General features: G+C 55.9%; 20 protein-coding genes, 1 tRNA gene and 1 pseudogene. 13 read left to right on the top strand and 9 right to left on the bottom strand.

Features of this window, described 5'->3' with window-relative positions; all coding sequences use genetic code 11:
- Nucleotides 1–50: 50 nt before the first annotated feature.
- Entirely contained in the window at nucleotides 51–911 is an 861-nt protein-coding gene (locus WJU23_RS08605) for an alpha/beta hydrolase fold domain-containing protein (protein WP_346332144.1), read from the bottom strand.
- Between the two features lie 91 nt (nucleotides 912–1,002).
- Here WJU23_RS08605 and WJU23_RS08600 point away from each other — a divergent pair, with 91 nt between their 5' ends.
- From WJU23_RS08600 to WJU23_RS08575, 6 genes are all read left to right on the top strand, one after another.
- Nucleotides 1,003–2,115: a Zn-dependent alcohol dehydrogenase gene (locus tag WJU23_RS08600; RefSeq protein WP_346332143.1), complete on the top strand. Its 1,113-nt coding sequence runs from the start codon at nucleotides 1,003–1,005 to the stop codon at nucleotides 2,113–2,115.
- 96 nt (nucleotides 2,116–2,211) lie between these two features.
- Nucleotides 2,212–2,712: an NfeD family protein gene (locus tag WJU23_RS08595; protein ID WP_346332142.1), complete on the top strand. Its 501-nt coding sequence runs from the start codon at nucleotides 2,212–2,214 to the stop codon at nucleotides 2,710–2,712.
- 14 nt (nucleotides 2,713–2,726) lie between these two features.
- Nucleotides 2,727–3,743 (top strand): flotillin-like protein FloA, encoded by a 1,017-nt coding sequence (gene floA / locus WJU23_RS08590; RefSeq protein ID WP_346332141.1) that lies wholly within the window; start codon nucleotides 2,727–2,729, stop codon nucleotides 3,741–3,743.
- Between the two features lie 82 nt (nucleotides 3,744–3,825).
- Entirely contained in the window at nucleotides 3,826–4,257 is a 432-nt protein-coding gene (locus WJU23_RS08585) for a hypothetical protein (protein ID WP_346332140.1), read from the top strand.
- 101 nt (nucleotides 4,258–4,358) lie between these two features.
- Entirely contained in the window at nucleotides 4,359–5,174 is an 816-nt protein-coding gene (locus tag WJU23_RS08580; protein ID WP_346332139.1) for a sugar phosphate isomerase/epimerase family protein, read from the top strand.
- Between the two features lie 29 nt (nucleotides 5,175–5,203).
- On the top strand, nucleotides 5,204–6,709 hold the full coding sequence (locus tag WJU23_RS08575; RefSeq protein ID WP_346332138.1) for an arylsulfatase: 1,506 nt from the start codon (nucleotides 5,204–5,206) through the stop codon (nucleotides 6,707–6,709).
- Nucleotides 6,710–6,783: 74 nt separating this feature from the next.
- Here WJU23_RS08575 and WJU23_RS08570 read toward each other — a convergent pair whose 3' ends face one another.
- Nucleotides 6,784–7,632, bottom strand: a complete 849-nt coding sequence (locus WJU23_RS08570) for an FAD:protein FMN transferase (protein WP_346332137.1) — start codon at nucleotides 7,630–7,632, stop codon at nucleotides 6,784–6,786.
- Entirely contained in the window at nucleotides 7,629–9,371 is a 1,743-nt protein-coding gene (locus WJU23_RS08565) for a phospholipid carrier-dependent glycosyltransferase (RefSeq protein WP_346332136.1), read from the bottom strand. Before WJU23_RS08565 ends, WJU23_RS08570 begins: the two co-directional genes overlap by 4 nt.
- Before the next feature lie 163 nt (nucleotides 9,372–9,534).
- Between WJU23_RS08565 and WJU23_RS08560 the strand changes: the two genes are divergently transcribed.
- A tRNA-Gly gene (locus WJU23_RS08560) sits at nucleotides 9,535–9,609 on the top strand.
- 52 nt (nucleotides 9,610–9,661) lie between these two features.
- On the top strand, nucleotides 9,662–10,510 hold the full coding sequence (locus WJU23_RS08555; protein ID WP_346332135.1) for a 50S ribosomal protein L11 methyltransferase: 849 nt from the start codon (nucleotides 9,662–9,664) through the stop codon (nucleotides 10,508–10,510).
- Between the two features lie 15 nt (nucleotides 10,511–10,525).
- Here WJU23_RS08555 and WJU23_RS08550 read toward each other — a convergent pair whose 3' ends face one another.
- The gene (locus WJU23_RS08550; protein WP_346332134.1) at nucleotides 10,526–10,987 is read right to left on the bottom strand and encodes a deoxycytidylate deaminase; all 462 of its coding nucleotides are present in this window, start codon (nucleotides 10,985–10,987) and stop codon (nucleotides 10,526–10,528) included.
- A 132-nt stretch (nucleotides 10,988–11,119) separates the two neighbouring features.
- On the opposite strand from WJU23_RS08550, the gene WJU23_RS08545 reads away from it, so the two are divergent.
- From WJU23_RS08545 to WJU23_RS08530, 4 genes are all read left to right on the top strand, one after another.
- The gene (locus WJU23_RS08545; RefSeq protein WP_346332133.1) at nucleotides 11,120–11,335 is read left to right on the top strand and encodes a hypothetical protein; all 216 of its coding nucleotides are present in this window, start codon (nucleotides 11,120–11,122) and stop codon (nucleotides 11,333–11,335) included.
- Nucleotides 11,336–11,579: 244 nt separating this feature from the next.
- Entirely contained in the window at nucleotides 11,580–13,337 is a 1,758-nt protein-coding gene (locus tag WJU23_RS08540; protein ID WP_346332132.1) for a hypothetical protein, read from the top strand.
- 50 nt (nucleotides 13,338–13,387) lie between these two features.
- Nucleotides 13,388–14,113 (top strand): polysaccharide biosynthesis/export family protein, encoded by a 726-nt coding sequence (locus WJU23_RS08535; protein WP_346332131.1) that lies wholly within the window; start codon nucleotides 13,388–13,390, stop codon nucleotides 14,111–14,113.
- Between the two features lie 149 nt (nucleotides 14,114–14,262).
- Nucleotides 14,263–16,431 (top strand): polysaccharide biosynthesis tyrosine autokinase, encoded by a 2,169-nt coding sequence (locus tag WJU23_RS08530; protein WP_346332130.1) that lies wholly within the window; start codon nucleotides 14,263–14,265, stop codon nucleotides 16,429–16,431.
- A gap of 34 nt (nucleotides 16,432–16,465) precedes the next feature.
- Here the strand turns inward: WJU23_RS08530 and WJU23_RS08525 are convergent, their stop codons facing one another.
- From WJU23_RS08525 to WJU23_RS08505, 5 genes and pseudogenes are all read right to left on the bottom strand, one after another.
- A complete protein-coding gene (locus WJU23_RS08525; RefSeq protein ID WP_346332129.1) occupies nucleotides 16,466–16,672 on the bottom strand; it encodes a transposase in 207 nt (68 codons plus the stop codon).
- Nucleotides 16,656–17,203, bottom strand: a pseudogene (locus WJU23_RS08520) (transposase). The gene WJU23_RS08525 and the pseudogene WJU23_RS08520 overlap by 17 nt, the downstream one beginning before the upstream one ends.
- 221 nt (nucleotides 17,204–17,424) lie before the next feature.
- Nucleotides 17,425–17,652, bottom strand: coding sequence for a transposase family protein (locus WJU23_RS08515; RefSeq protein WP_346332128.1), 228 nt, complete (start codon nucleotides 17,650–17,652; stop codon nucleotides 17,425–17,427).
- A 322-nt stretch (nucleotides 17,653–17,974) separates the two neighbouring features.
- A complete protein-coding gene (locus tag WJU23_RS08510) occupies nucleotides 17,975–19,072 on the bottom strand; it encodes a biotin/lipoyl-containing protein (protein WP_346332127.1) in 1,098 nt (365 codons plus the stop codon).
- Nucleotides 19,065–21,032 carry a thiamine pyrophosphate-dependent enzyme gene (locus WJU23_RS08505; RefSeq protein WP_346332126.1) on the bottom strand — a complete coding sequence of 656 codons (1,968 nt, stop codon included), beginning with the start codon at nucleotides 21,030–21,032 and terminating at the stop codon, nucleotides 19,065–19,067. Before WJU23_RS08505 ends, WJU23_RS08510 begins: the two co-directional genes overlap by 8 nt.
- A 298-nt stretch (nucleotides 21,033–21,330) precedes the next feature.
- Between WJU23_RS08505 and dapB the strand changes: the two genes are divergently transcribed.
- Nucleotides 21,331–22,068 carry a 4-hydroxy-tetrahydrodipicolinate reductase gene (gene dapB / locus WJU23_RS08500; protein WP_346332125.1) on the top strand — a complete coding sequence of 246 codons (738 nt, stop codon included), beginning with the start codon at nucleotides 21,331–21,333 and terminating at the stop codon, nucleotides 22,066–22,068.
- Nucleotides 22,069–22,071 lie beyond the last annotated feature (3 nt).

Genomic DNA, 22,071 nt, shown 5'->3' with positions numbered 1-22,071 from the left:
CGCCAGAGGCAAGAGGCTTGTTCAGATGAGGATACTGAGGGTTCAAATCCTCACTTTTCCACCTTCAGCGTCGGCTCGCCCTTCAGCCATCCCAGGGATGTGAGGAACTCGTCCGTGGCCAGCAGGGTTTGGTGGAAGTATTTTTGAGTTTTCTTGCCCGCATTGAAAAAGCCATGGGGCTGCCCCTCATACAGGCGCACCTCGCACCGCACGCCGGCCTTTTTCATGTTGGCCTGGAAGCGCTCCACCACGCTCACCGGGATCAGGTTGTCCTTCGTGCCCAGAAAGATGATGGCAGGCGGATCATCGGAAGTAATGTTGTGCGCAGGGGAGAATTCTGGATAACGGTCCTTCACCCGGGCTGTGCCCCAGCCATTCTCTGGCCCGTTGTCAAAAACCGGATTAAAAAGCGCCAGCGCATTGGCCTTGGCGGAGACAGACAGGTCATCCTGGGGATCGTCCAGCCCGTCCACCATGCCGACAAAGGCTGCCAGATGACCGCCTGCGGAACCGCCTCCTGCGCCGATGCGCTGCGGATCAATCCCCAGCTCCGCTGCATGGCTGCGCACCCAGCGCATGGCCGATTTCGCATCCTGCACACAGATCGTCGGCGGCGTCTCCGGCGGCAGACCTTTCAGCAGGCGATATTGCACCTGGATGCAGACCAGCCCGCGCGTGGAAAGATAGTCACTGTGTTCAGTAAACTGCTTGGGCAGTCCGCCCGTCCAGCTTCCGCCATGAAAAAAGACCATCGCCGGGCCCTTGTCCGTGGCCTTCCAGTCCGGCGGATTCACAATCGTGAGCTTCAATTCACGATCCGCCACCTTTTTATAAATGTGGGTCACCGGCTTGGCTGCCTGAAGACAGGCAGAGAAAGAAAGGCTGAGGGCAAGAAGGGTTCGCAAGATCATGAGAAGAAGGTTGAACGCTGAAGCCCAAATTTGCTTTCACCTGACTTGCCGCTGGATGTCAGACGATCATCTGCGCTAGCGTAGTGGCCTCATGTCCACCGCCCTAGCCGCCGTCCTTTATGAATCCAACCGCCCCATGGTTATTGAGGAGGTCACCGTGCTCCCGCCCCAGGCCGGGGAGGTGATGGTGCGGATGAAAGCCGCTGGCGTCTGCCACAGTGATCTGCATGTCATCAAAGGCGACCTCCCCATGCCCTGCCCCATCATCCTCGGGCATGAGGGCGCAGGCGTCGTGGAGGCCGTAGGTCCAGGCGTGACGAGTGTGCAGGAAGGCGACCATGTCATCCCCATCTGGCGGGCTTCCTGCGGCCGCTGTGAATACTGTATGAATGGCAAACCCGCCCTCTGTGACATGGGCACCGCCATGCGCTTCACCGGCACCATGCCTGACGGGCAGACCCGTTTTCGCAATGCCCGTGGCGACAGCATCCGCCATTACGCCGGTGTCTCCACCTTCAGCAGCCTGTCCACCATGCCGGAGGCGGCGGTGGTTAAAATTGACCCGGACTTTCCCCTCTGGAAGGCCGCCCTCATTGGCTGCGGCGTCATCACCGGCGTGGGGGCCGTCACGTATGCCGCCCAGGTGCGGCCCGGTGCCACCGTCGCCGTTTTTGGCTGCGGTGGCATCGGCCTCAACATCATCCAGGGTGCCCGCATGGTCAGCGCGGCGCAGATCATCGCCGTGGATTCCGTTGCTTCTAAAGAAACTTGGGCCTGCCAGATGGGAGCCACCCATTTCATAAACTCCTCCCAGGGCGATCCCGTGCAAGCGGTCAAGGACCTGACGGGTGGAAAAGGCGTGGACTATGCCTTTGAAGCCATCGGTCTGCCAAAGCCCATCGAACAGGCCTTCGACAGCGTGAAAAAAGGCGGCACCTGCGTGGTCTCAGGCATCTGCCGGGCGGATGCCCGCGCTGGCATCAACGTGAACCAGCTCGTCTATGCGGAAAAGACCCTCAAAGGCACCCTCTACGGCAGCGCCCGCCCTCGCGTGGACCTCACTCACCTCATCGGCCTGCATCAGTCCGGCCATCTGATGCTGGATGAACTGCTCACCCGCACCTATCCCCTGGAGCAGATCAATGAAGCCTACGAATCCCTGGAGCGCGGCGAGGTTGCCCGCAGCCTCATCGTGTGGGATTGAGTGTTCCCGGCTCTTCATCAAAACAAGGATGAAGTTTTAAAACTGTGTTCGGGCTTCCACCACCAGTGTACCTTGACGCTGCCATGGATAACCGCCATGATGATTTTACACATGGTCATCACCGTCGCCATCATCGTGATCCTGGGAATTCTCCTGATGATTTTGGAGACTTTCGTGCCCGGCATGATCGCCGGTTCGATTGGTGCCCTCTGCGTTCTTACCGGAGTCATTCTGGTTTTGTGGTCCGACGATTTTTCCCACTGGCCGGCCTGGGGTCGCAGTGCGCTGGCCTGCGGCATTGTCGTGGGCACCGTGGTGCTGCAACTGGTGTGGCTGCGCTTTTTTGCCATCAAGTTCTGGCACAATTCTTTCACTTTGCAGGAGACCATCCCATCCCCTGATCAACCGATGCTGCTGGCCAATGGGACCGAAGGCACCACACTGACTGAACTGCGCCCTCTTGGACGGGTGGACTTCAATGGCAACCGGCGCGAAGTGCGCTGCGAAGACGGCTTTGCTCCCCAAGGAGCCCGTGTCCGGATTACTGGCAGCGAACCTGGCAATCTTGTTGTTCGACTCATTCCAAATCCCTCGTAACCTAACCCAACACTATGCCCAACTTCCAACTCCTCCTCGTCGGCGGCGCAATTATCGTCGCAATCATCCTGTTTTTGATCGTCGCCAAGTTTTTCAACCTCTGGCTGCGTGCCCGCATCTCCAATGCGCCGGTCAGCATTGTCAATCTCCTGGCCATGTATCTGCGCGGCATTCCCAATGCGCTGATTGTGGATACCCGCATCACCGCCGCCAAGGCCGGGCTCAACATCAGCACGGACCAGCTTGAAGCCCACTACCTCTCCGGTGGCGAGGTGACCCACGTCGTACTCTCTCTCATCGCGGCGGACAAGGCCGGCATCCCTCTGGATTTCAAACGTGCCTGTGCCATTGACCTCGCTTGCAAAGGCACCACCAAAACCGTGCTGGAAGCCGTGCGCACCAGCATCAACCCCAAGGTGATTGACTGCCCCAGCAACGACATGGGCCGTGGCGGCAAGATTGATGCCGTGGCCAAAGACGGCATCTCCCTCCGAGTCCGTGCCCGTGTGACTGTCCGCACCAACCTGGACCGCTTTATTGGCGGTGCCACGGAAGAAACCGTCGTCGCCCGTGTGGGTGAAGGCATCGTCAGCAGCATCGGCTCCGCCCCTTCCTATAAATCCGTGCTCGAAAATCCCGACAGCATCTCCAAGCTGGTCCTCACCAAAGGCGTGGATGCAGGCACCGCCTTCGAGATCCTCTCCATTGACATCGCCGACATTGACGTGGGCGAAAACGTCGGTGCCAAGCTCCAGGCCGAGCAGGCCGAGACGGACAAAAAGATCGCCCAGGCCAATGCCGAAGTCCGCCGTGCCGCCGCCGTCGCGGTGGAGCAGGAAATGTCCGCCCGCACCCAGGAAATGCGCGCCCGCGTCGTCGAGGCCGAAGCTCAGATCCCCATGGCCATGGCCGAAGCCTTCCGCAACGGCAACCTCGGCATCATGGACTTCGCCCGTTACAAAAACATCTCCGCCGATACCGACATGCGCACCAAGATTGCCGGCACAGATACAGGTTCCCCACAGTCCTGATTTCGTCCGCGCTGGGAAAAATGCCAAGGTGTGGGCAGCCCGCTAATCACAAAGTCTGTGCTTTGGAAAGTTGTGTCGCCTTATGAGCGCACCTCCGACATTTATCTGCGAGTTTCGCACCGATACCGCCAGCGTGAAGGTTTGTTTCCTCCGTGTGACCGCCTTTGCGTTTGCTTCCTTCTTTCTGGCTGCACTTATTGGCGGAAGAGGCTGGCAGGAGGCGCTTGCCGTTTCAATTGCTTCTTCGGCCATTATGCTTGCGATCTTGTGGCTTTATGGGATTGCACGAATATTCGGTCGCCGCTACGTGGTTGCATCAGACGGGATTTCACTTTTCCGTGACGGTCATTTGGTCACCCACATTTTATGGTCTGAAGTTCGCAGCATCCGCCGCGGCCATCTACAGGTCTGCACCGATGGTGGAACCTGTATCGTATTTAATCTGCCTCCCCCAATTCAAATGGAAGCCAGACAGGCCATTGAGGCCTTTCAGCATACCAATGCCAACGGTTGACAGGTCAGGCTCTGAGGGCGCTACCTAACCCTGTAAGGGCTGGACGCGGATCGCCAACCATTTACTGGACAAAACGTCCCTTCCCAGGCTTTATCGTGGCTATGCACCGCCTCTGCGTCCACACCATCACCACCAAGCACTGGAGCACGGAAGAATGCATCCAAAAGTACTCTGCGGCTGACGTTCAGGGCATCACCTTCTGGAGATACAATCTGGAAGGCCGCGATGCTGCCGCCGTCGGGCGGCATGCCCGTGAATCCGGCCTGGATGTGGTCAGTCTCTGCCGGGGCGGATTTTTTCCCGGTTCCACGGCTGAGGCCCGCCAGAAAGCCATTGATGACAACCGCCGCTGCATTGAGCAGGCGCATGAGCTGGAAGCCCCGCTCATCGTCCTGGTGTGTGGAGCCGTCCCCGGCCAACCGCTGGAAGAATCGAGAAAACAAATCACCGATGGCATCGCCGCCGTCCTGCCGGATGCCGAAGCGGCGGGCGTGAAGCTGGGCATCGAGCCGCTGCACCCTATGTATGCGGATGACCGCAGCGCCGTGAACACCATGCGCCAGGCCAATGACATCTGCGATGCCCTCGGCTCCCCGGAACTGGTGGGCATCGCCGCCGATGTCTATCACATCTGGTGGGACCCGGAGTTGAAGCATCAGATTGAGTTGACCGCCGCCCAAAAGCGCCTCTTTGCCTTTCATATCTGTGATTGGAAAACTCCCACCGCCGATCTGCTGAATGACCGTGGCCTCATGGGGGAAGGCTGCATCCCCATCCGCCAGATCTCCGACTGGGTGGATGCCACCGGCTTCCAGGGGCATCGCGAGGTCGAGATTTTTTCCAACCTCTACTGGTCCATGGATCAGGATGAATGGCTGGCCAAAATCAAGGAGTCCTACGGTAAACTTTACGTGTGATTTGGCTCCGGCCCCACGTTCAGAAAAGGATGAAACCGCTGCGTTCCCTTTTCCTGATCGTGGGCTTTTTAGGCCTCGCCACTGCCGGCCTGACGGCTGCCGAAAAACCGCTGAATGTGGTCTTCATCCTCGCCGATGACCTCGGCTGGGGGGAGCTTGGCAGCTACGGCCAGAAAAAGATCCCCACCCCGCATCTGGACCGCCTGGCCAAGGAAGGCTCACGCTTCACCCAGCACTACACGGGCGCCCCGGTCTGCGCCCCCGCACGCTGCATGCTGATGACCGGCAAGCACGCCGGGCATGCAGAAATTCGCGGCAACCTGAAGGTGCAGAAATATTTCCCGGAATTCGATGAAGGCCAGTATCCCATCTCGGAACAGGCCGTGACCGTCGCCCAGGTATTCCAAAAGGCCGGCTACGCCACCGGGGCGATGGGCAAGTGGGGCCTGGGCCCAGTCGGCAGCACGGGCGAGCCTAACAAAAAGGGTTTCGATCTTTTCTTCGGCTACAACTGCCAGGGCGTCGCCCACAGCTTTTATCCCCCGCACCTTTGGCGCAACACGGAGAAGATCATTATCAATGAAAAGCCTGTTCCCGGCCATGCCAAGCAGCCCCAAGGCGAAGTAAAGATGGACGACTGGATCGGCGAAACTTACGCGCCCAAACTCATGATCGCCGAGGCAGAAAAGTTCATCGAAGGCAATGCCGCCAAGCCCTTCTTCCTCTACCTCGCCTTCATCGAGCCGCATGTCTCCATGCATCCGCCGCGCGAGTCTGTGGAAAAATTCCCCGAGGAATGGGATGACGAACCCTACCGTGGCCAGAACGGATACGTCCCCCATCCGCGTCCGCGCGCCGGTTATGCAGCGATGATCTCCGACCTCGACGGTTATGTCGGGCGCGTGCTGGCAGCCCTGGAAAAAGCCGGCGTCGTGGACAACACCCTCGTCGTTTTCACCAGTGACAACGGCACCACGCATCCGCGCTCACCCACCACTCATTTCCATGTCGGCGGTGTGGACGGCAAGTTCTTCAACAGTACTGCTGGCCTGCGTGGCTACAAAGGCAGCGTCTATGAAGGTGGCATTCGCATCCCCATGATCGCCCGCCTGCCAGGTCGCATCCCTGCCAATGCTGTCAATGAAACCCCCGGCTTCTTTGCCGACTGGTTCAAAACCCTCTGCGATGCCGCCAGCCTTGAAGCTCCTTCAGGTCTCGACGGTCAAAGCCTCTGGCCCGCCCTCACCAGTGGCAAAAAGCAGGAGCGCACCGCCCCCATGCTCTGGGTCTTCCCGGAATACGGCGGCCAGGTCGCCGTTCGCATGGGCGACCTGAAAGCCGTGCTGCAAAATCAGAAAACCAAAACCCCCGGCAAGTGGGAGCTCTATGATCTCTCCAAGGACATCGCCGAGGAAAACGACATCTCCGCCGCCCATCCCGAAGTCATCCAGCAAGCCGTGGCTCTGTTGAAAAAAGAAGTCGCTGAGAACGAACTCTTCCCCGTCCCCATCCCCGGCGTCACTGCCGCAAAATGACCGTTGCTGCGTCACAACCCTGCAGGTGCCGCCCGTATGCTCCCCGATGACCCGGATCCATCGCGGAGTTCAGGTTAAATCTCCAGCCACTCCACTCCCGGATACTTGGCGCATAATTCCGCGATCTCCTCCGCGCTCATGATCATGAATGCCGTAGAAAGCGCATCTGACAGCGCCGCCGTCGGGGCGATGGCGTAGCTGCGTTTGTCCTGCAATGGCAACGGTCTCAGCGTGCGCGGATTCATCAGGTGCGCTCCTTGCACCATGAATCCGCTGCCGCTCAGTGCCTGCTGGGTCAGCCATTTTTCCTGGCTCCCCTCCGCCAGCGTTACCGGCCAGGCTTCTTCACCGGAGGGGCCGTCCAGCGCCAGCAGCGTGCTGTCCCCGGCATTTAAAAAAGCCCTGGTGATGCTCCAGTCCTGCAGCACCTGTACCGCCTGGTCCAGCGCATAGCCCTTGCCCACCGCCCCCAGGTCAAAGACCATGTGGTCCGCCAGCACGCGCACCCGGCAGCCGTCTTCCTCCAGTTCGAAAAGCTCGCTGCCCACGCTCTGCCTCGCCAGGGCCAGCCGCGCTTCTTCAGGCTCCAGCAGTTGGCCGTCAGGGGTCCGCCACAGGTGCATCAGCGGTCCGATGGTGATGTCAAAAGCCCCGCCCGTTTCGGCATGCACACTTTTCGCCAGGCTCAGGCAGTCCCAGGCGGCCAGCGTCACCGCCAGGCTTTCACCTGCCCGCAGACGGTTCAGCCGGGCGATCTCACTCGTTGGACGGAAGCGGCTCAGCTCATCCTCCAGCCGGTCAATCTCGCTAAACACCGCCACCGCCGCCTGGGAGGCATACGTGGCATCCACGTCGTCCTGCGCAATGATCACCTCAAAGGAAGTGGCCATCGCCTCATGGCTGAACCGGTGGTATTCCGTCATGGCTGGGGAATAGGCACCAGCGTGCTGCCAGGGAGCGCTGGCAGGGCAGGGGAGAATATGGGCGGGGCGGACAGTGTCCCCTCCGGCGGAGGTGGCGGCGGCCCTTGAAAACGAGCCTCCTCTTCCTGCGCAGATGGGGGCGCCGGGGCAGGGGGCTCCACTTCCGGTTTTTTCAAAAACAGGGTCAGAATGATCCCCGGCCGCAGCCCATAGGGATAATTTTCCGTGTAAGCATCCGGCGGTAGTTTGGCCTTCACCAAATCGTAAAATTCAGCATCGGCCACGATCACGTCCGCATCCAGCGAGGCGGGCACCGTTTCCTGATAGCCCACATTCTTCCAAGTCCGCCAGTACCAAGGCATCGGCCAGCCGGAATCCGGGGTGATCACCTGGATTTTCATTTCCTCCGCCTTGTCCCCCACATAATCGTTCACCTCCTTGATCATCTTCAGCAGGCTCTTTTGTGTGTGCGAATAGACGTATGGATTGCGCGCATCTGCCGAGTAGTCGAACTGCGGATTGCTATGCGTGCCTGTCAGCCGGATGGACTGGTCACACAGGTGCCAGATGCCCGCCGTCAGCAGCAGGTTGAATCCCCAGCGCATCACTTTTCCCGGCATCACATGCGCCCAGAGGGCGTGGGCGCCCGCTCCTGCCAGCAAAGTCAGCGCGTGCTGGGCGCTCAGGATAGACCAGGGTGTCTTATAGCTCAGCACCGAATACCCGGCCAGCAGCACCAGGGTATAGACGGAGAGGAAGACCAGAAAGGCCTGCCTCCCAGGGTTCTTCTGGAAATCCCCCAACAGAGAAAAGGCCATCCCCACCAGCGCCAGACCCACGATCAGCGCCTCTGTCCAGACCAGAGTATCCTTCCTCCATACCAGCAGCGTCAGGTAATAATGCCAAGGCTTCTCATGACCGCTGCCCCCGCTGCGCTCCAGATAATTCAAATACGTCAGAAAGCTGTCTGCCACCGCTCCCCAGTCACGGAATCCATTGGAAAACGATGCCACCGAAATCACCGCCGCCGGGATCAGCACCCAAAGCCACGGACGTGCGGCCCGGCCCAGCGTGCGGGAAGGCCCCACTTTGAAACTGTTCCCCCGCCGGGGTTCAAAGTCCCCGATCAAAGATCGCGCCACCACCCATCCCACCACGGCAGCTCCCACATTCAGGATAAAGGTTTCCTTCGTCGCATGTTGAAAGCCCAGGGCGCAGCCGCCAAGCACCAACCAAAGTCGCGTCCCACCCTGTGAATAACGCCAGAAGCAACCCAGAGTCAGGGAGATCAGCAGCACCAGTTGCATCTCCATAATGAAATACCGGCTGTAGAAAACCATCATGGGCGAGACTGCCGTCAGCAGCATCGCCAGCGCCGACCCGTACTTCCCCAGGGCATCCACAAACAGCAGCGTCGTCAAAAGCAGACCCAGACCGCACAAAGCCGCCACTACACGCAGGTTGGCTTCTGTCCACGTCTCCGGGGCATCCCAGCCGGCCAGGCTTCCCCACAGAATGCTCGTCTGGTGCAGGGCCGGTCCATGAAAATCCTTCGGGTCATATTCAAAATGCCCGGTGTTCCAATACTCCCCCAGCTTCATCCCCAGGATCGCCTCATCCGTATGCATGGGCCGCAGTTCCAAACTCGGAAAACGGTACGAGGCAGCCAGTCCGGTCGCCAGGATGACCAGGATAATGAACGCGAGCAGCGAGAGGGTGACTTCTTTACGGGGGGGCATGTCGTTTCATGATGGCGGCTCTCAGGCTGCGTGCCAGTGAGAATATTCACCTGACTTCGCGGTTTGCCTGATTTTGGATTCGGATCGGTAAAAAAAGCGCAAAAACTTCAACTTTGCGCTTGCAGCTTTCTGATCCTGATCCAGAATCACGGCCCACCAAAAAGCGGGTGTAGCTCAGTGGTAGAGCACTTCCTTGCCAAGGAAGATGTCGCGCGTTCGAATCGCGTCACCCGCTCCAGTTCTAACAACAAAGAACTGGAAGGCACCCTCAGCCAATTTCCCTCATTTTCATGTTTGTCTGGTCCAAGCTGTCGTCTGAAAAATGGAGCGATGCCTGGGAGGAACGCTTCGCTGGAAATCCTGACCTCAGCCTCGTCATCACTGCCGTCCCCGGCCGCACCACCATCCGCGTGGAAGCCTATGCCGAAAAACGCAGCACCGTCACCGCCATCCACAAAATGTTTGGCGGCAGCGTCCGGGAGGTCAAAAGCCGCAACTGGGCAGCCCTTTCATCTGAGCCGCTTCCCCCCATCCAGGTGCGCGGCAAGCTCGTCGTCTGCAGCGCCCGCAATGCAGCGGACCTCAAAAAAGCCCAAGCCCTGCATCCAGGCAGGCAAATCATCGCCATTCCAGCCGACATGGCCTTCGGCACCGGTCATCACGCCACCACGGCCACCGTCCTGCGCATGCTGGTGGATGCCGCCGCACCCCATCAGGACCGCCCATGGAAAATGGCCGATCTCGGCTGCGGCAGCGGCATTCTTGCCATAGCCGCCGCCAAGCTGGGCGCCTCCAAGGTCTGGGGCTGCGATTTTGATCCCAAAGCCGTCGAGGTCTCTCAGGAAAACGCCGTCCGCAACGGCACCCCCGACATCAAGTTTACCGAAACGGACATTCTCAAATGGAAAGCCCGGGAGCAGTACGACATCGTCATTGCCAATATCTTCTATGACATCCTGGAGGCAGGGTTTCCCCAAATCTGCCGTGCCATCCGTCCCGGCGGCACTCTCATGGTTTCCGGCATCCTGAAATCCCAGGCCGAGCCCTGCCTTGCCGTCGCCACCACGCTGGGCGTCCGGTGGGACCGCATCGTCACCAAAGGCAAATGGGTCTCTGCCAGCGGCACCCTGGCTTTTTGAGCCCGTTTTTGTGAATTAGACCGCCGGCGGATCAAAGGGCGACACAATCTGCGGGTAATCCGTGATCTGCACGAGCTGGATGCTGTATCTCTTCGCAATCGCATCCGCTTCTGATTCCGGATAGTCATCTCGATAATAGACCTCCTTGATGCCATAAGCGCACAGCATCTGCATGCAGCTCGTGCATGGTTTCGTCGTGCACGCCACCAGCTTCACATTCCCACGGGTGAAAAGGCTGCACAGATTCACCTCGGCATGCAGCATGTACTTGCGCCGGTCATCCCGGTCACTCCAAAAGTCCGGTTCCGCGATGTACCCAGGTGCCAGTCCGTTGTAGGCCGTGCCGATCACCCGGTTGTCAAAATCAATCGCCACTGCCCCCACCTTCCGGTACGGATCTTCGGATCGCAGGCTCGCCACATGGGCCAGGGCCATCGCGTATTCGGGAATGGTGAGACGGTTTTTTACATTTGGCATGGCAAGACAGAGTCTTACGGGCTGAAATCGTCAACGAAGAAGACAAAATTTGGAACAAATGTGACTGCTGTTCAAATGAGTGTTGCAAAAGCTGTTCACTTGAACTAAATGACCGCTCCACCTTCACTTGCCATGAATCAACAACGCCAGACCAAAATGTCCCGTCTCTTTCGTCATCTCAAGCACGTCATCCATGCTGACGGCACCCCCTACGTACGCCGTCGGGATTTGCTTTCAAGCCGTCAGGGAGACATCCAGCTCGAACTCGATTTTGGAGATCCGCGGTCTGCTCTCAACCGCCAAAAATGGCTTGATATGACCGCTATGGAGTCTTCTCTAGCTCCTTGAATCTCAGCCGATTGTCATTAACGATAAAATCCTTTAAAAGGCCAAAACAGGCTGAAAATCAGCATGAAATGGTAGAAAAGTGACATTTTGCACGTTGCCCGGAGTTAAAAGACTGTTTTTAGGATAGACAAGCGGCATCACAGTTGCTTTTATCACTTTTTAGCGAATCGGAATTTATCCCCCAATCTCCGCCATGCTCCCTTTACGTATGTCTGCACGCCCCCCAATCCCATACCGTTCTACGTTGATTGCCATTGCCTTAGGCGTGGTGCAATTGATCGGAATCTCATCCGTGCAGGCCCAGTATGGCGCATCTCCCACTCAGACTGGATTGTTCTTTGATGACCTGCGCAGCCGTCAGAAAGCTGAAAGTGCAGCGACATCCAGCACTGGCACCCGCGATGGTGATGTCACCTATGACTATGATAGCGGTATGTATCGCAGCACGGATACCGCCATGGGCCAGCGCACGACCGACTATGAATCTGCCCGTGAAGTAAGCCGTCCCTCCGTTCGCAGCGGCAGCAGTGCCTTCGCCGCCCGAACCGTTGGTGATTACACGAACTACGCCGGCCAATACGCCTCGCCGACAGGCTTCTTCGCTCCCACCTACATCTCCGATCCTTTTTTGAATGGCCGCCGCAACGTGCGTGTAGGTCCCATCAACATTGGATTTGGCCTCTACCAGGGCTTCGAATACAATGACAACATCAACCGCTCTGGAACGAATCCCCAGGACGATGTCATCAGCACCACATTGCTGAACATTGATGCCAACTACCAGATCACTCAGAACAACCGTCTCTCCCTCACCACCGCCATCGGGTTTGACCATTACTTCAACAATCCGGACCTCGCCCCTTACGGCAACAATGGGTTCGTCCTCAACGTTCTTCCTGGTAGCACCCTGGCTTTTGACATCAAAGCCGGTCCCGTATTCATCACCGTTTACAACCGCACTTCAGTGCGGCCTGCGGCTCAAAATGACTTTGCCCTGACCCGTAATCAGGTCTTCGGCGTTCTGCAAAACGACACAGGTGTGGCTGCCAACTGGCGCATCAATTCCGCGTGGACCCTGTCCATGAACTACATGCATTCCTATGCAGACCCTCTCGGCACAGACAACAATCAAGGTGCCGACCCTGCTAACAACACCTCCAATTTCGGTCGCACCACAGATTCCATCCATGGATCTCTGACCTTCAGCCCCAGCGGCACCTGGGTGGCGGGGCTTGAAGGAGGCATCACCAGTCTTCAATACGCAGGCGGATTTAACAATGACGGCACACTCAGCAATCTCGGTGCATTCTTCGTCCTCCCTGTTGGCGACAAAACGTACATCCGTCTGGCTGCAGGTTACCAGAACTTCGATTTCAAGGACATCCGTACCACAGGCAACCCTGCCCGGCAATTCTTCCGCCGTCCTACCGGGGGTGGGTATGCCACTGACATTCCTCTGACCAACGAAGACAATTCTGACCTCAGCGACTTTTACTACGGTGTCACTATCAGCAACCAGCTGAATTCCCGCGTCAGCCAGTCTCTTTCCTTCGGCCACGAGTCCTCACTCAACGTCACTTCCAACTACATTACCTCCGATTACGTCAACTATGGTCTTTCCATCATCGCCTGGAAAGGCAGCCGCATTTCGGTCAGCGGCTATTATGAGCAGGCGGACGGATCTGGCGGTGCCTATGCCCAGGATCTGAGTCAGTATGGCTTGGACTTTTACGTCTCTCATCGTCTCAACTCCAAAGTGACCCTCGGAGCGGGTTACCATTTTGGCCGCACCGATACTGACGCAGCAGGTGATTTTGCCACAGCGGGGAACTTTGACCAACATGCACTCAATTTTGATGTCACGTATGCCCTTTCAGCCAAAGCTAACATGGTTCTGGGTTATCGTTTCTTCCTGACCGATGTGCGAACGGGGCTTGATATCTCAGACAGCCAGGACTTTGAGCAGAATCGTTTCATCCTCGGTTTCAACTACAATTTCTAAGTCCAATCAGGCATTGGCAACCGTTCCCTATATTGTTCACTTTTCCGACTATGTCTGCCTTCCGCAATTGTGCTATCCTGTTGTTTTCCTCAGTTGCGATTTCATTAGCTCAAGACCCTGGATACCGTGAATACGATGAGCGTCGTACGGCCGCCCCAGCTCCGGTTCCGACAGGTGATGTTGCCCGCTCTGCGGCAGTCCTGAATTCCATGGACGTTCTGGATGATACCCAGATCATCGAATCTGGCGACCTGATCAGCATGCGTGTTGTTGAAGACCGGGGGGCTCCCCAGCAGATGAGAGTCGGTGCCACAGGGGAGGTTAATGCTCCCCACATAGGCCTTGTCAAAGCCTCGGGACGTACCTGCAGGCAGCTTGCGTTTGAGGTTAAACGCCGTCTTGAGCAAAATTATTATAATTCGGCGACTGTTGTGGTGGCCATTGACCTCAAACGTCAGGACGATCCGAATGCACGGATCCGTATTGACAGCCGCGATATTGATTTCTTTACGGTTTACGGCCAGGTGCTTCGCCAGGGCAAATACGAACTTCCCCAGGATGAGGACATCACCATCAGCCAGGCCATCCTGCGTGCGGGCGGTTTTGCCCAGTTTGCCAATCCTCAAAAAGTCAAGCTCGTTCGCAAAACTCCCCAGGGAAACAAGACCATTCTTGTCAATCTAGACAGCATCATGCGTCAGGGAAATCTCGAATATGATGTTTACATCCGTAACAACGATGTGCTGATCGTGGACGAGAAAAAAGTGAATTTTTGAGCAGGTGCGGGTGTGGAGGTCTCTGAAGCAGTCTGTCAGTTGATTTTTCCAGTGCGCGACGCGCTGAAACATGGCATCCTGACAGCCCTCTTGAACTTAGCCGCGTTCCAATCCCGCCTTTTGCCGTGAATAATCCGCCCCCTTTCCCCATGGACCCCACCCTGGCCCTTCCTGGCCAGAACCCGTCCAACAATCTCCACCGGATTCATGAGACTTCGGCCAAGGTTCAGCGATATAAAATTCTCCTCGCCCGCCGCTGGTGGTTCCTGTTGCTGACTGCCAGCATCGGTGTCTGCATTGCCGCGCTGAACATTATGAATCAGCCGGTGAATTATACCTCCCTGGCAAAGCTTGTTGCCGGTGGACGGATGGTTGCCCAAGGTGATCTCAACTGGCAGGAGACGATGCAGGACTTTTATGGGACCATCATTGAGACCCTGGAAAGTGCCGACCTCAAGAAACGCGCTCTCAGCCGTGTCCAGGGGCTCTATCCCGAAATGAAGGATTCTGAGGTTGAAATCAAAGTCAACCAGACTCGGGGTTCTGCCATCTTTAACGTGTTCGCCATCGGAGCCGAGCAGAAATATACCCAGCTTTTTCTTGAAGCTCTTCTGGAGGAGTTTGTTAACTCCAGGCAGGCCATCCGCGAGCAGGGGCTTGAGCGCGCCCTCATCACTTTTACCGAAACTGTGGTTCGCAAAAGCAAAGAACTCGAAGAGCGAGGGGCGCGGCTGGAAGCCTTCCGCAAGGCCAATAACGTGGTTACTCTTACCAACGGACGTAACGAATCCGCAGCCTTCCTGATCAATCTCAAAATCCAGAAACAGGCGCTGGAAACCAATCTCAATGACATCAATCTCGCGCTCGCAGATGTGGATAACGCCATGATCAACCGCGAGCGAGGCATGCAGGGGCCAGCCCTGGGCAGCACACCCTCAGATTTAGGGGCTGACGCTAGCGCCCCAAAAGTTGAGACAGCCCAGAATGTGGGGCTCAGTTCCGTTGAGCGTGACTATCTTGAGACTCGCAAAGGCATTATCCGGCTCGAGAATGAGCGCCTCAAACTTCTGAAATCCTTTAAGGCACAGCATCCTTCGGTCGTTGAAGTGGATGAGCAGATCGAGTTCGAAAAAGCTCTGCTTGCTAACTTTCAGGAGGAAATCATCAAAGAGCTTCGCGGCCAGCAAGCCGATCTTGAGCGCCGCATCCGCGGTCTCGACCAGCAGCTCATCGCCCAGGAAAAAGAAGCTCTCGAACTCGGATCCAAACTCGCTGAGCATGAACGCCTTGAGGAAGAGTTCAAGGCCACCAAGCTGGCCCATGACCGTATGTTTGAGCGCGTACAGGAATTTCAGCAGTTGCAGAATATCCAGACGGATTACGTCGCCATCCAGGAGCATGCTTCACTTGCCCTGAAAGCAGATCCGGAATGGATTCAGCCTCTCACCATCGGGTTTATTCTGGGGCTCGGAGCGGGTGTTCTCATCCTGCTCATCTTCGATCACCTGGATGACCGCATGAATTCATTCAGCGAGTTTCAGGCCCTCTTCCCCAATGAATCTGTTCTCGGCCAGGTGCCAGACCAGCGCCAGCGTGGCGACGTGCAGCTTCTCCAGCCCAACGACGATCGCCACCTCTACGCCGAAGCTTTCCGCAATATACGGTCCTCCATCCTCTTCAAAAACTGGAATGGCAAACCGCCCAAAACCATCCTCGTCACCAGTGCTGTGCCTAACGAGGGAAAAACCACCGTTACTTCCAATCTGGCCATCACTCTTGCGCTTGGCGGATCCCGCGTCCTGCTGGCAGACTGCGATCTCCGCCGTGGCGGTGTGAGCGAGCTTTTCAATCTTCCCAACACTCCTGGTCTGACCGAGGTCCTGCGTGGCAGCCTGCACTGGCGTGATGCCGTTCAGGAGACCGGCACCCGCAACCTGCACCTTCTTCCTCGTGGAGAAGTTTACGATCAGACCTCTGAGATGCTCCTGTCCAAAAAGGCCGAGGAAGTCCTTCATGAAATGGGTGCCGAATACGATTATGTCGTCTTCGACAGCGCCCCTGTGCTTGTTGCAGATGACACTGGAAGCTTTGCCCCTAAGCTGGATACCGTCCTCTTCGTCGTCCGCATGTCCTCCACCATCGCCCGTCTCAGCAGCAAAGCTCTGGATTCCCTTTATGAGCGCCAGGTTAATGTCGGCGGCGTCATCCTCAACCGCGCCTCCACCAGCCTGAAGGAGTACACATACTACAACTACGCCAGCTACTATTACACCCCCGCAAGCGTCAAGAAGGAAGCCCCCCCCACTCCAGTAAGCTGAATTTATCAATTCACGCTCATCTCGGCTTCTCGAATCATTTTTTTGGTTCTTCCGAGATTAGCGTGTGGTCACTAAGTGGGTTTGAGATCAAGTTTGCCGCAAAAAACAGGATGCGTGCTCGGTAGCTAGCAAGACTTCGGAAGCCTCTTGCGGCAGCCTTGAGCTGCTGGATCAGGCTGTTGAATCCTTCACTCATCGCATTGCTGATGCGCCAGTCCAAGTAGTTAAGCAGTTCCTCCAAACTTGACTTCAGGCTCCTGGCCAGCTTGCCAAAAATGCGGCAGCCGCGATCTGACCGCTCGGTTCTTCCACTTCTTGAAAAAGGCGCTCCCGCTCTCTTTGTCAGGCTGCCCCCAGAACCCCTCAAAAATCGTCTTCAGCTCCCAGGCACGGCTGGTTTTGAGGTTGATCTGCACCAGGCTCGCAGAGCTTTTCAAGGCATTCTCCCCCAGCCTCTCCAGCCTGCTCAACCACTGGTATTTGGTGCCTTTGAGCCTCTGGTCCCCCTCGCTCATGAGCTTTTTGTTATCGGCTCTGCGCACCTCGTCCACCGCTTTGTTCTGTTCGGCACTGATGTGGAAGCGGTCATGCACGATGGCTGCCTGCGGGACGGCTTTGCGGGTGCCTGAGATCATGGCTTTGCCCCGGTCCATGGCCACGGCCGCCACCTTTCCCGCAGCTCATCAGGCAGCGTTTCCCAGAAGGCTTCTATTTCCTTTGCCCCGGCTCCTTCAACAACTTCAAGCACCCGCGCTTCTTGTAGATCGTTCATCATGGCGATGTAGTCATGGATTTTGCCAAAGCTTTTCTCATCAATGCCCACCAGCCTCACTTGCACAGTTACAAGCCTTTGCAGACCTCGTTCCACGCCCCGTTTCATGATCCGGTCGCACGCGTCCCAGCCCAGCCTCAGCGGTAGGCTTCCGTCGCTGATGCTGCGCGTGTGCTGCAGCACATCGATGGCCCAGGCTTCAAACTGAAGGGGCCAGCGGCTCAGCCCCTCGGCCCAGGGCACTGCGCGGTTTCTGTGGCTCCGGTGGCCGGGTCGCGCAGACGCGGTACTTCCGCTTCAATGATGGTGCGGTATTGCCACAGGTCCAGGTGCCGCCAGCAACGTTTTTCCCATCCATGCACATGCAGCTGGTGCTGCTCATTGAACCAGGCCGTGCGGTCGCATCTGACCCGAACGATGACTTCCTTATTCTCGACATCCACCGCCATTTCCGCCACGCTCCACGGTGCTTTGATTCCCAGCAGTTTCTCCCATGCATTAGTGTCAATACATCTTTATAGCCATTCTTCATGGTTTTGCACCGGAAGAACTCTTGGGCTAACCATTATTGCACATTACCGATCACACGGAAAAGTCGGAATAACCAAGAAAAACCGCAGTCAGTGCAACAAACCTTAGGCCCTCCATTTGGGGAACCAAGGCCTGTGATCCGGTAGGTTTTCTTAACCAGGAGATGAAAAACTTCAAATGTGACTTTAGGTTTCATGATCGCTAAAGAGGTTCACTACCAAGATGGTGAAGCGCCATTGTTCACTCCATTTTGGATATGTTTGAATTCCAGCGGTTCGAGACAAAGCGGTTAATTTTTTGATGGCCGGTGATTTTATGAGGAACTCCCAGCGCAATGGCTCCAGGGGGCAGATCTGAAGTGACTACAGTATTGGCCATCACTGAAGATTCCTGGTATAACGTTATGGCTCCGGCGAGTCGAGCGCCCGGTCCTATATAGACATTGTCACCGAGTTGAGGAACTCCCCGGAGTCCGGATCCTCCTGCTTCTCCCATGTTTATGTCATTATTTAAACTGCAATTGGAGCCAAATGTGCAGTTTGGATTGATCCAGATCCCGCCCCAATGGCCAATCAAAAGTCCAGGTCCCGCTTTGACGCTTAGTGGAATGCGTATTCCAGATTGATAATGACATTGCACCATGCGCCAGACAGCGACTGGATAGACGAAGAATTTCAGGAGAGGACTTTTCCTGGCTGCTTGTGCCATTCTAAACCATATTAAATATTGGAAGGCCGGATTAGTTCTCCACTGCCGGAAGAGTTCTCCAAAATCATCCCGGCCATTAATTCTGTAGGCATCCGCTCTCAGAAGCTCCAGGAATGTCATTTCATCACCAAAAGTTTGCTGCAAAGGGGGATTCAGTTCAACGATCTCCTGTGACCCGGTTGGCGTCTGCTCATCAGTCTGAGCATTTGAGATGGCTGCTTCTATGTCTTGCTTCCTGACAAATGCAAGGTACTTAAACTTTGCCGGATCAAGCCCGTTTTTCTCTGTCTCAAGCTGAGCGGCCAATGAAAAAACAGTTGTGTGAGCCTCCGATGCAGCCGGAGCAGTGCTCTTCACTGTAGGTTTAACCGCAGATAAGTAAGCGCTTTGGCTTTCATGGACACGGGCTATCGCTTCTCCTACAGGGACATCTTCGCCACATTTGCATTTGAGTTCCACCCATCCGTCAACGGGTGATGTAATTTCCATGCTTGATTTGGAGGTTTCAATCTCGGCAAGGCGGTCCCCGGCTTTGATGTGCGTTCCTTCAGCAACGGGCAGTGTGACAATGCGCACCGTGTCGTCATTGGCGATCTCCTGAGGTACTGGAACTGGGGTAAAATCAGGCATGGAAAAAAGAGGCAATTTGAAGCACAAGTTCTTGGACGCTGGGAAGCACTTGCGCTTCCAGGGCTGGGGGTGACGGGATGGGAACTGGCAGCGCTCCTTGGCGCAGAGTTTTGGTGTGAGGCACCTTGTCAAGGGTCTGAGCAATAATCTCCGCTCCTACACCGCAGGTTGGAGAGCCTTCTTCAATGGTGACAAGTTTGCCAGTGACCTCAATCGAAGTGATGATCGGTTGCACATCGATAGGACCTATTTGGGTCAGAATGATGATGTCTGCAAGTATCTCATGCTCGGCAAACAGCAGTCTTGTCGTTTCGATGGCTGTCGTCACCATCCCGCCATAAGTTGCAATGGTCAATTCTGCACGGGTTCCATGGGGTGTCAGTCGGATGGATGGAAACGGCGCATCATTGGTTTCCGCGTCATAACCCGGGAGATTTGGACGAACTATTCGGCGGCCATAGTCCAGTTTGTTTTCAATGATGACCACGGGATTGTCTGATTCCACCGCGCTGCGTATTAGTTTTTCTGGCGACTGAAGGACATTTGGAGCCACTGTAATGACCGTATCAATGCCAGCGACCAGTTTTTCCAATGATTGGGAATGGGTAGGGCCATATCCTCGTCCCCCTCCCATGGGAGTGCGCAAAATCAGAGGGCAGGTGGCATTTCCTGAATACATGTGCCGAAATTTGGCAGCATGGTTGATGAGCTGGTCTAGAGACAGCGTGATGAAGTCTCCAAACATAATTTCAACGACAGGAATCATTCCCGCTAATGCAAGTCCATTGGCTAGACCCGTAATTGCGGCTTCACTTATCGGTGTGCTGATGATCCTGTCTGGATATTTGTCAGAAAGCCCTTTGGTGACCTTGAACGCACCTCCATATGGGGAAAGAATATCTTCACCAATCATCACTACCTTCGGAAATTCAGACATGACTGCATTCCAGGCATCCTGCATATAGGTCACCATACGGACATCGTCCGAAGGAAAATTCATCGCTTCCCAGGTATAGTTACAGTGTCCGGGCTTTGAAAAAGCCAGGTACTCTTCAATTCGGAGGGCCGAATGGTTTTCCGCCCGTTCGACCGCTGCATTGATCCGATTTTGTGCTTCTAGCCTCAGCTGCTTTATCAGAGGAGGGTTTTTAGTAGCCTGACGGTTAAGGTAGTCTTCATCACGAATTTTTGCCACCAGCATTGAAGAGCGTTCATCGTCACCTTTTGAGTGCGAATTCAAACGCTCTGTAATGACATGAAAAAAGCCTGGCTTTTGCCGGGATCTTACATGCTCGATGGCTTCTGATGCGATGGCGTATAGATCCGAAGGAATTTGTGTAGAACCGCTCCAAACTTGAATTCCAAAAGCCGCAGCTCTTTCAGTGATGCTGCCAGCCAGAGAACGTGTGCGTGGAGTACTTTGAGCGACACCATTGTCTTCACAGACAACCAGCAGCGGAATATTGAGCAGGGAAATGAGATTGAATGTTTCGTAAACGACTCCTTCACCCAGTGTGCCATCGCCAATATACACCACGCCAACCCGGTTCGTGTATCCTTGCAATTGTTGCGCAAATGCATGTCCCGCCGCGCATGGAACAATTCCCCCTTGAATTCCATTTGTAAAAAAGCCTTTGGCGCAAAGATGCTGGCTGGAACCAATTCCTGAACACACACCACTTCTCTTTCCCATCAATTCCGCGATCAATCCTTCCACATCATCTGTAAAAGCCAGGAAATGTCCATGACCACGATGGTTTGAAAATACCACATCTCCGTCTTTAAGCTGACCAGCGAAGGCAAGCGCACTGAATTCTTGCCCCACACATGTATGCACTGTGCCATGGATTTTACCCTCAGTGAAAAGTCTAAGAAATGCATCCTCAACCTCGCGGATCAAGGTTGCTTTGCTAAGCAAGTTTTCCGGCACATCAGGATATTCTTTCAGGGTGGATTGCATAAACGAGTCGGATCGAGTCGGCTCATGGTTCAAATGAAGTACATACTCATCGCGCCTGCTTCCTGCAACTGACATGCCAGCAATTTGGAGATAATGTGTGACGAAAACCCGGAGATTGCGAATTCAAGCCTTTACTAGCTATCAATGCCATCTTCATTGGACTCAGCAATCAGGTTCTTCAGCTCGGTAAATGTCACGGAGTTCTTATAATGTGAATTCGGCGGTTGCCAAGGCTGTTTTGGCCGCATTTGCACTGCCAGTTGCATTGAACTGAGAACTGGCTATCTCCACGGCTCTTATGAGCGATTTCAAACTTCTTGTGACGGGCTGCAAAGGCCGGATGGGCCAGGCTGTCATCAGTGCAGCGGAGGCCCAGGGTGTGACGGTGGGAGCTGGCATTGACGTGGGGGATTCCCTGGCGGAGGCCCTGGCGCTGTGTGACTGCACCATTGATTTTTCCTCCCATCACTTCACTGATGAACTGGTTGCCGAATCCCTGAGCCTTCAAAAAAGCCTTGTCATCGGCACCACGGGCCACACCAGTGAAGAACTGGCCCGGATCAAAGAGGCAGCAAAGACGCTGCCGATTGTCTTTGCCTCTAACTTCAGTGTTGGCGTGAATACGCTTTTCTGGCTGACCCGCAAGGCTGCGGAGCTGCTGGGGCCTGATTTTGACCTGGAAGTCATTGAGATGCATCATCGCATGAAAAAGGACGCGCCAAGCGGTACGGCCCGCACTCTTGTGGAGATCCTCGCGGATGTTCGGGGTCTTGAATACGATCAGGACTGCCGGCATGGCCGGTTTGGGGATGTGGGGGCGCGGACTCCGAAGGAGATTGGCGTTCACGCTCTCCGGGGTGGTGATGTCGTTGGCGACCACACTGTTGTTTTTGCCAATGTGGGCGAGCGGGTGGAGCTGACGCACAAGGCCAGCAGCCGGGATACCTTCGCTGGCGGTGCCGTCCGTGCCGCCCGCTGGCTGGCCGGTAAACCTGCCGGCCTGTATGATATGCAGGATGTATTGGGCCTCAAGTAACTG

The sequence above is a fragment of the Prosthecobacter sp. SYSU 5D2 genome (genome assembly GCF_039655865.1).
In the GTDB taxonomy this organism is placed as follows: domain Bacteria; phylum Verrucomicrobiota; class Verrucomicrobiia; order Verrucomicrobiales; family Verrucomicrobiaceae; genus Prosthecobacter.
Note: the sequence above shows the minus strand (reverse complement) of the source record. Positions and strands in the feature narration are given on the sequence as shown.

Bases quoted from the DNA above. Each gene is read 5' to 3' on its own strand.
- WJU23_RS08565 (WP_346332136.1), bottom strand. From the start codon at position 9,371: ATGCCCCCCCGTAAAGAAGTCACCCTCTCGCTGCTCGCGTTCATTATC.
- WJU23_RS08605 (WP_346332144.1), bottom strand. From the start codon at position 911: ATGATCTTGCGAACCCTTCTTGCCCTCAGCCTTTCTTTCTCTGCCTGT.
- WJU23_RS08550 (WP_346332134.1), bottom strand. From the start codon at position 10,987: ATGCCAAATGTAAAAAACCGTCTCACCATTCCCGAATACGCGATGGCC.
- WJU23_RS08555 (WP_346332135.1), top strand. From the start codon at position 9,662: ATGTTTGTCTGGTCCAAGCTGTCGTCTGAAAAATGGAGCGATGCCTGG.
- WJU23_RS08530 (WP_346332130.1), top strand. From the start codon at position 14,263: ATGGACCCCACCCTGGCCCTTCCTGGCCAGAACCCGTCCAACAATCTC.
- dapB (WP_346332125.1), top strand. From the start codon at position 21,331: ATGAGCGATTTCAAACTTCTTGTGACGGGCTGCAAAGGCCGGATGGGC.
- WJU23_RS08595 (WP_346332142.1), top strand. From the start codon at position 2,212: ATGATGATTTTACACATGGTCATCACCGTCGCCATCATCGTGATCCTG.
- WJU23_RS08580 (WP_346332139.1), top strand. From the start codon at position 4,359: ATGCACCGCCTCTGCGTCCACACCATCACCACCAAGCACTGGAGCACG.
- WJU23_RS08570 (WP_346332137.1), bottom strand. From the start codon at position 7,632: ATGACGGAATACCACCGGTTCAGCCATGAGGCGATGGCCACTTCCTTT.
- WJU23_RS08600 (WP_346332143.1), top strand. From the start codon at position 1,003: ATGTCCACCGCCCTAGCCGCCGTCCTTTATGAATCCAACCGCCCCATG.
- WJU23_RS08535 (WP_346332131.1), top strand. From the start codon at position 13,388: ATGTCTGCCTTCCGCAATTGTGCTATCCTGTTGTTTTCCTCAGTTGCG.
- WJU23_RS08505 (WP_346332126.1), bottom strand. From the start codon at position 21,032: ATGCAATCCACCCTGAAAGAATATCCTGATGTGCCGGAAAACTTGCTT.
- WJU23_RS08515 (WP_346332128.1), bottom strand. From the start codon at position 17,652: ATGGCGGTGGATGTCGAGAATAAGGAAGTCATCGTTCGGGTCAGATGC.
- floA (WP_346332141.1), top strand. From the start codon at position 2,727: ATGCCCAACTTCCAACTCCTCCTCGTCGGCGGCGCAATTATCGTCGCA.
- WJU23_RS08545 (WP_346332133.1), top strand. From the start codon at position 11,120: ATGAATCAACAACGCCAGACCAAAATGTCCCGTCTCTTTCGTCATCTC.
- WJU23_RS08510 (WP_346332127.1), bottom strand. From the start codon at position 19,072: ATGCCTGATTTTACCCCAGTTCCAGTACCTCAGGAGATCGCCAATGAC.
- WJU23_RS08575 (WP_346332138.1), top strand. From the start codon at position 5,204: ATGAAACCGCTGCGTTCCCTTTTCCTGATCGTGGGCTTTTTAGGCCTC.
- WJU23_RS08585 (WP_346332140.1), top strand. From the start codon at position 3,826: ATGAGCGCACCTCCGACATTTATCTGCGAGTTTCGCACCGATACCGCC.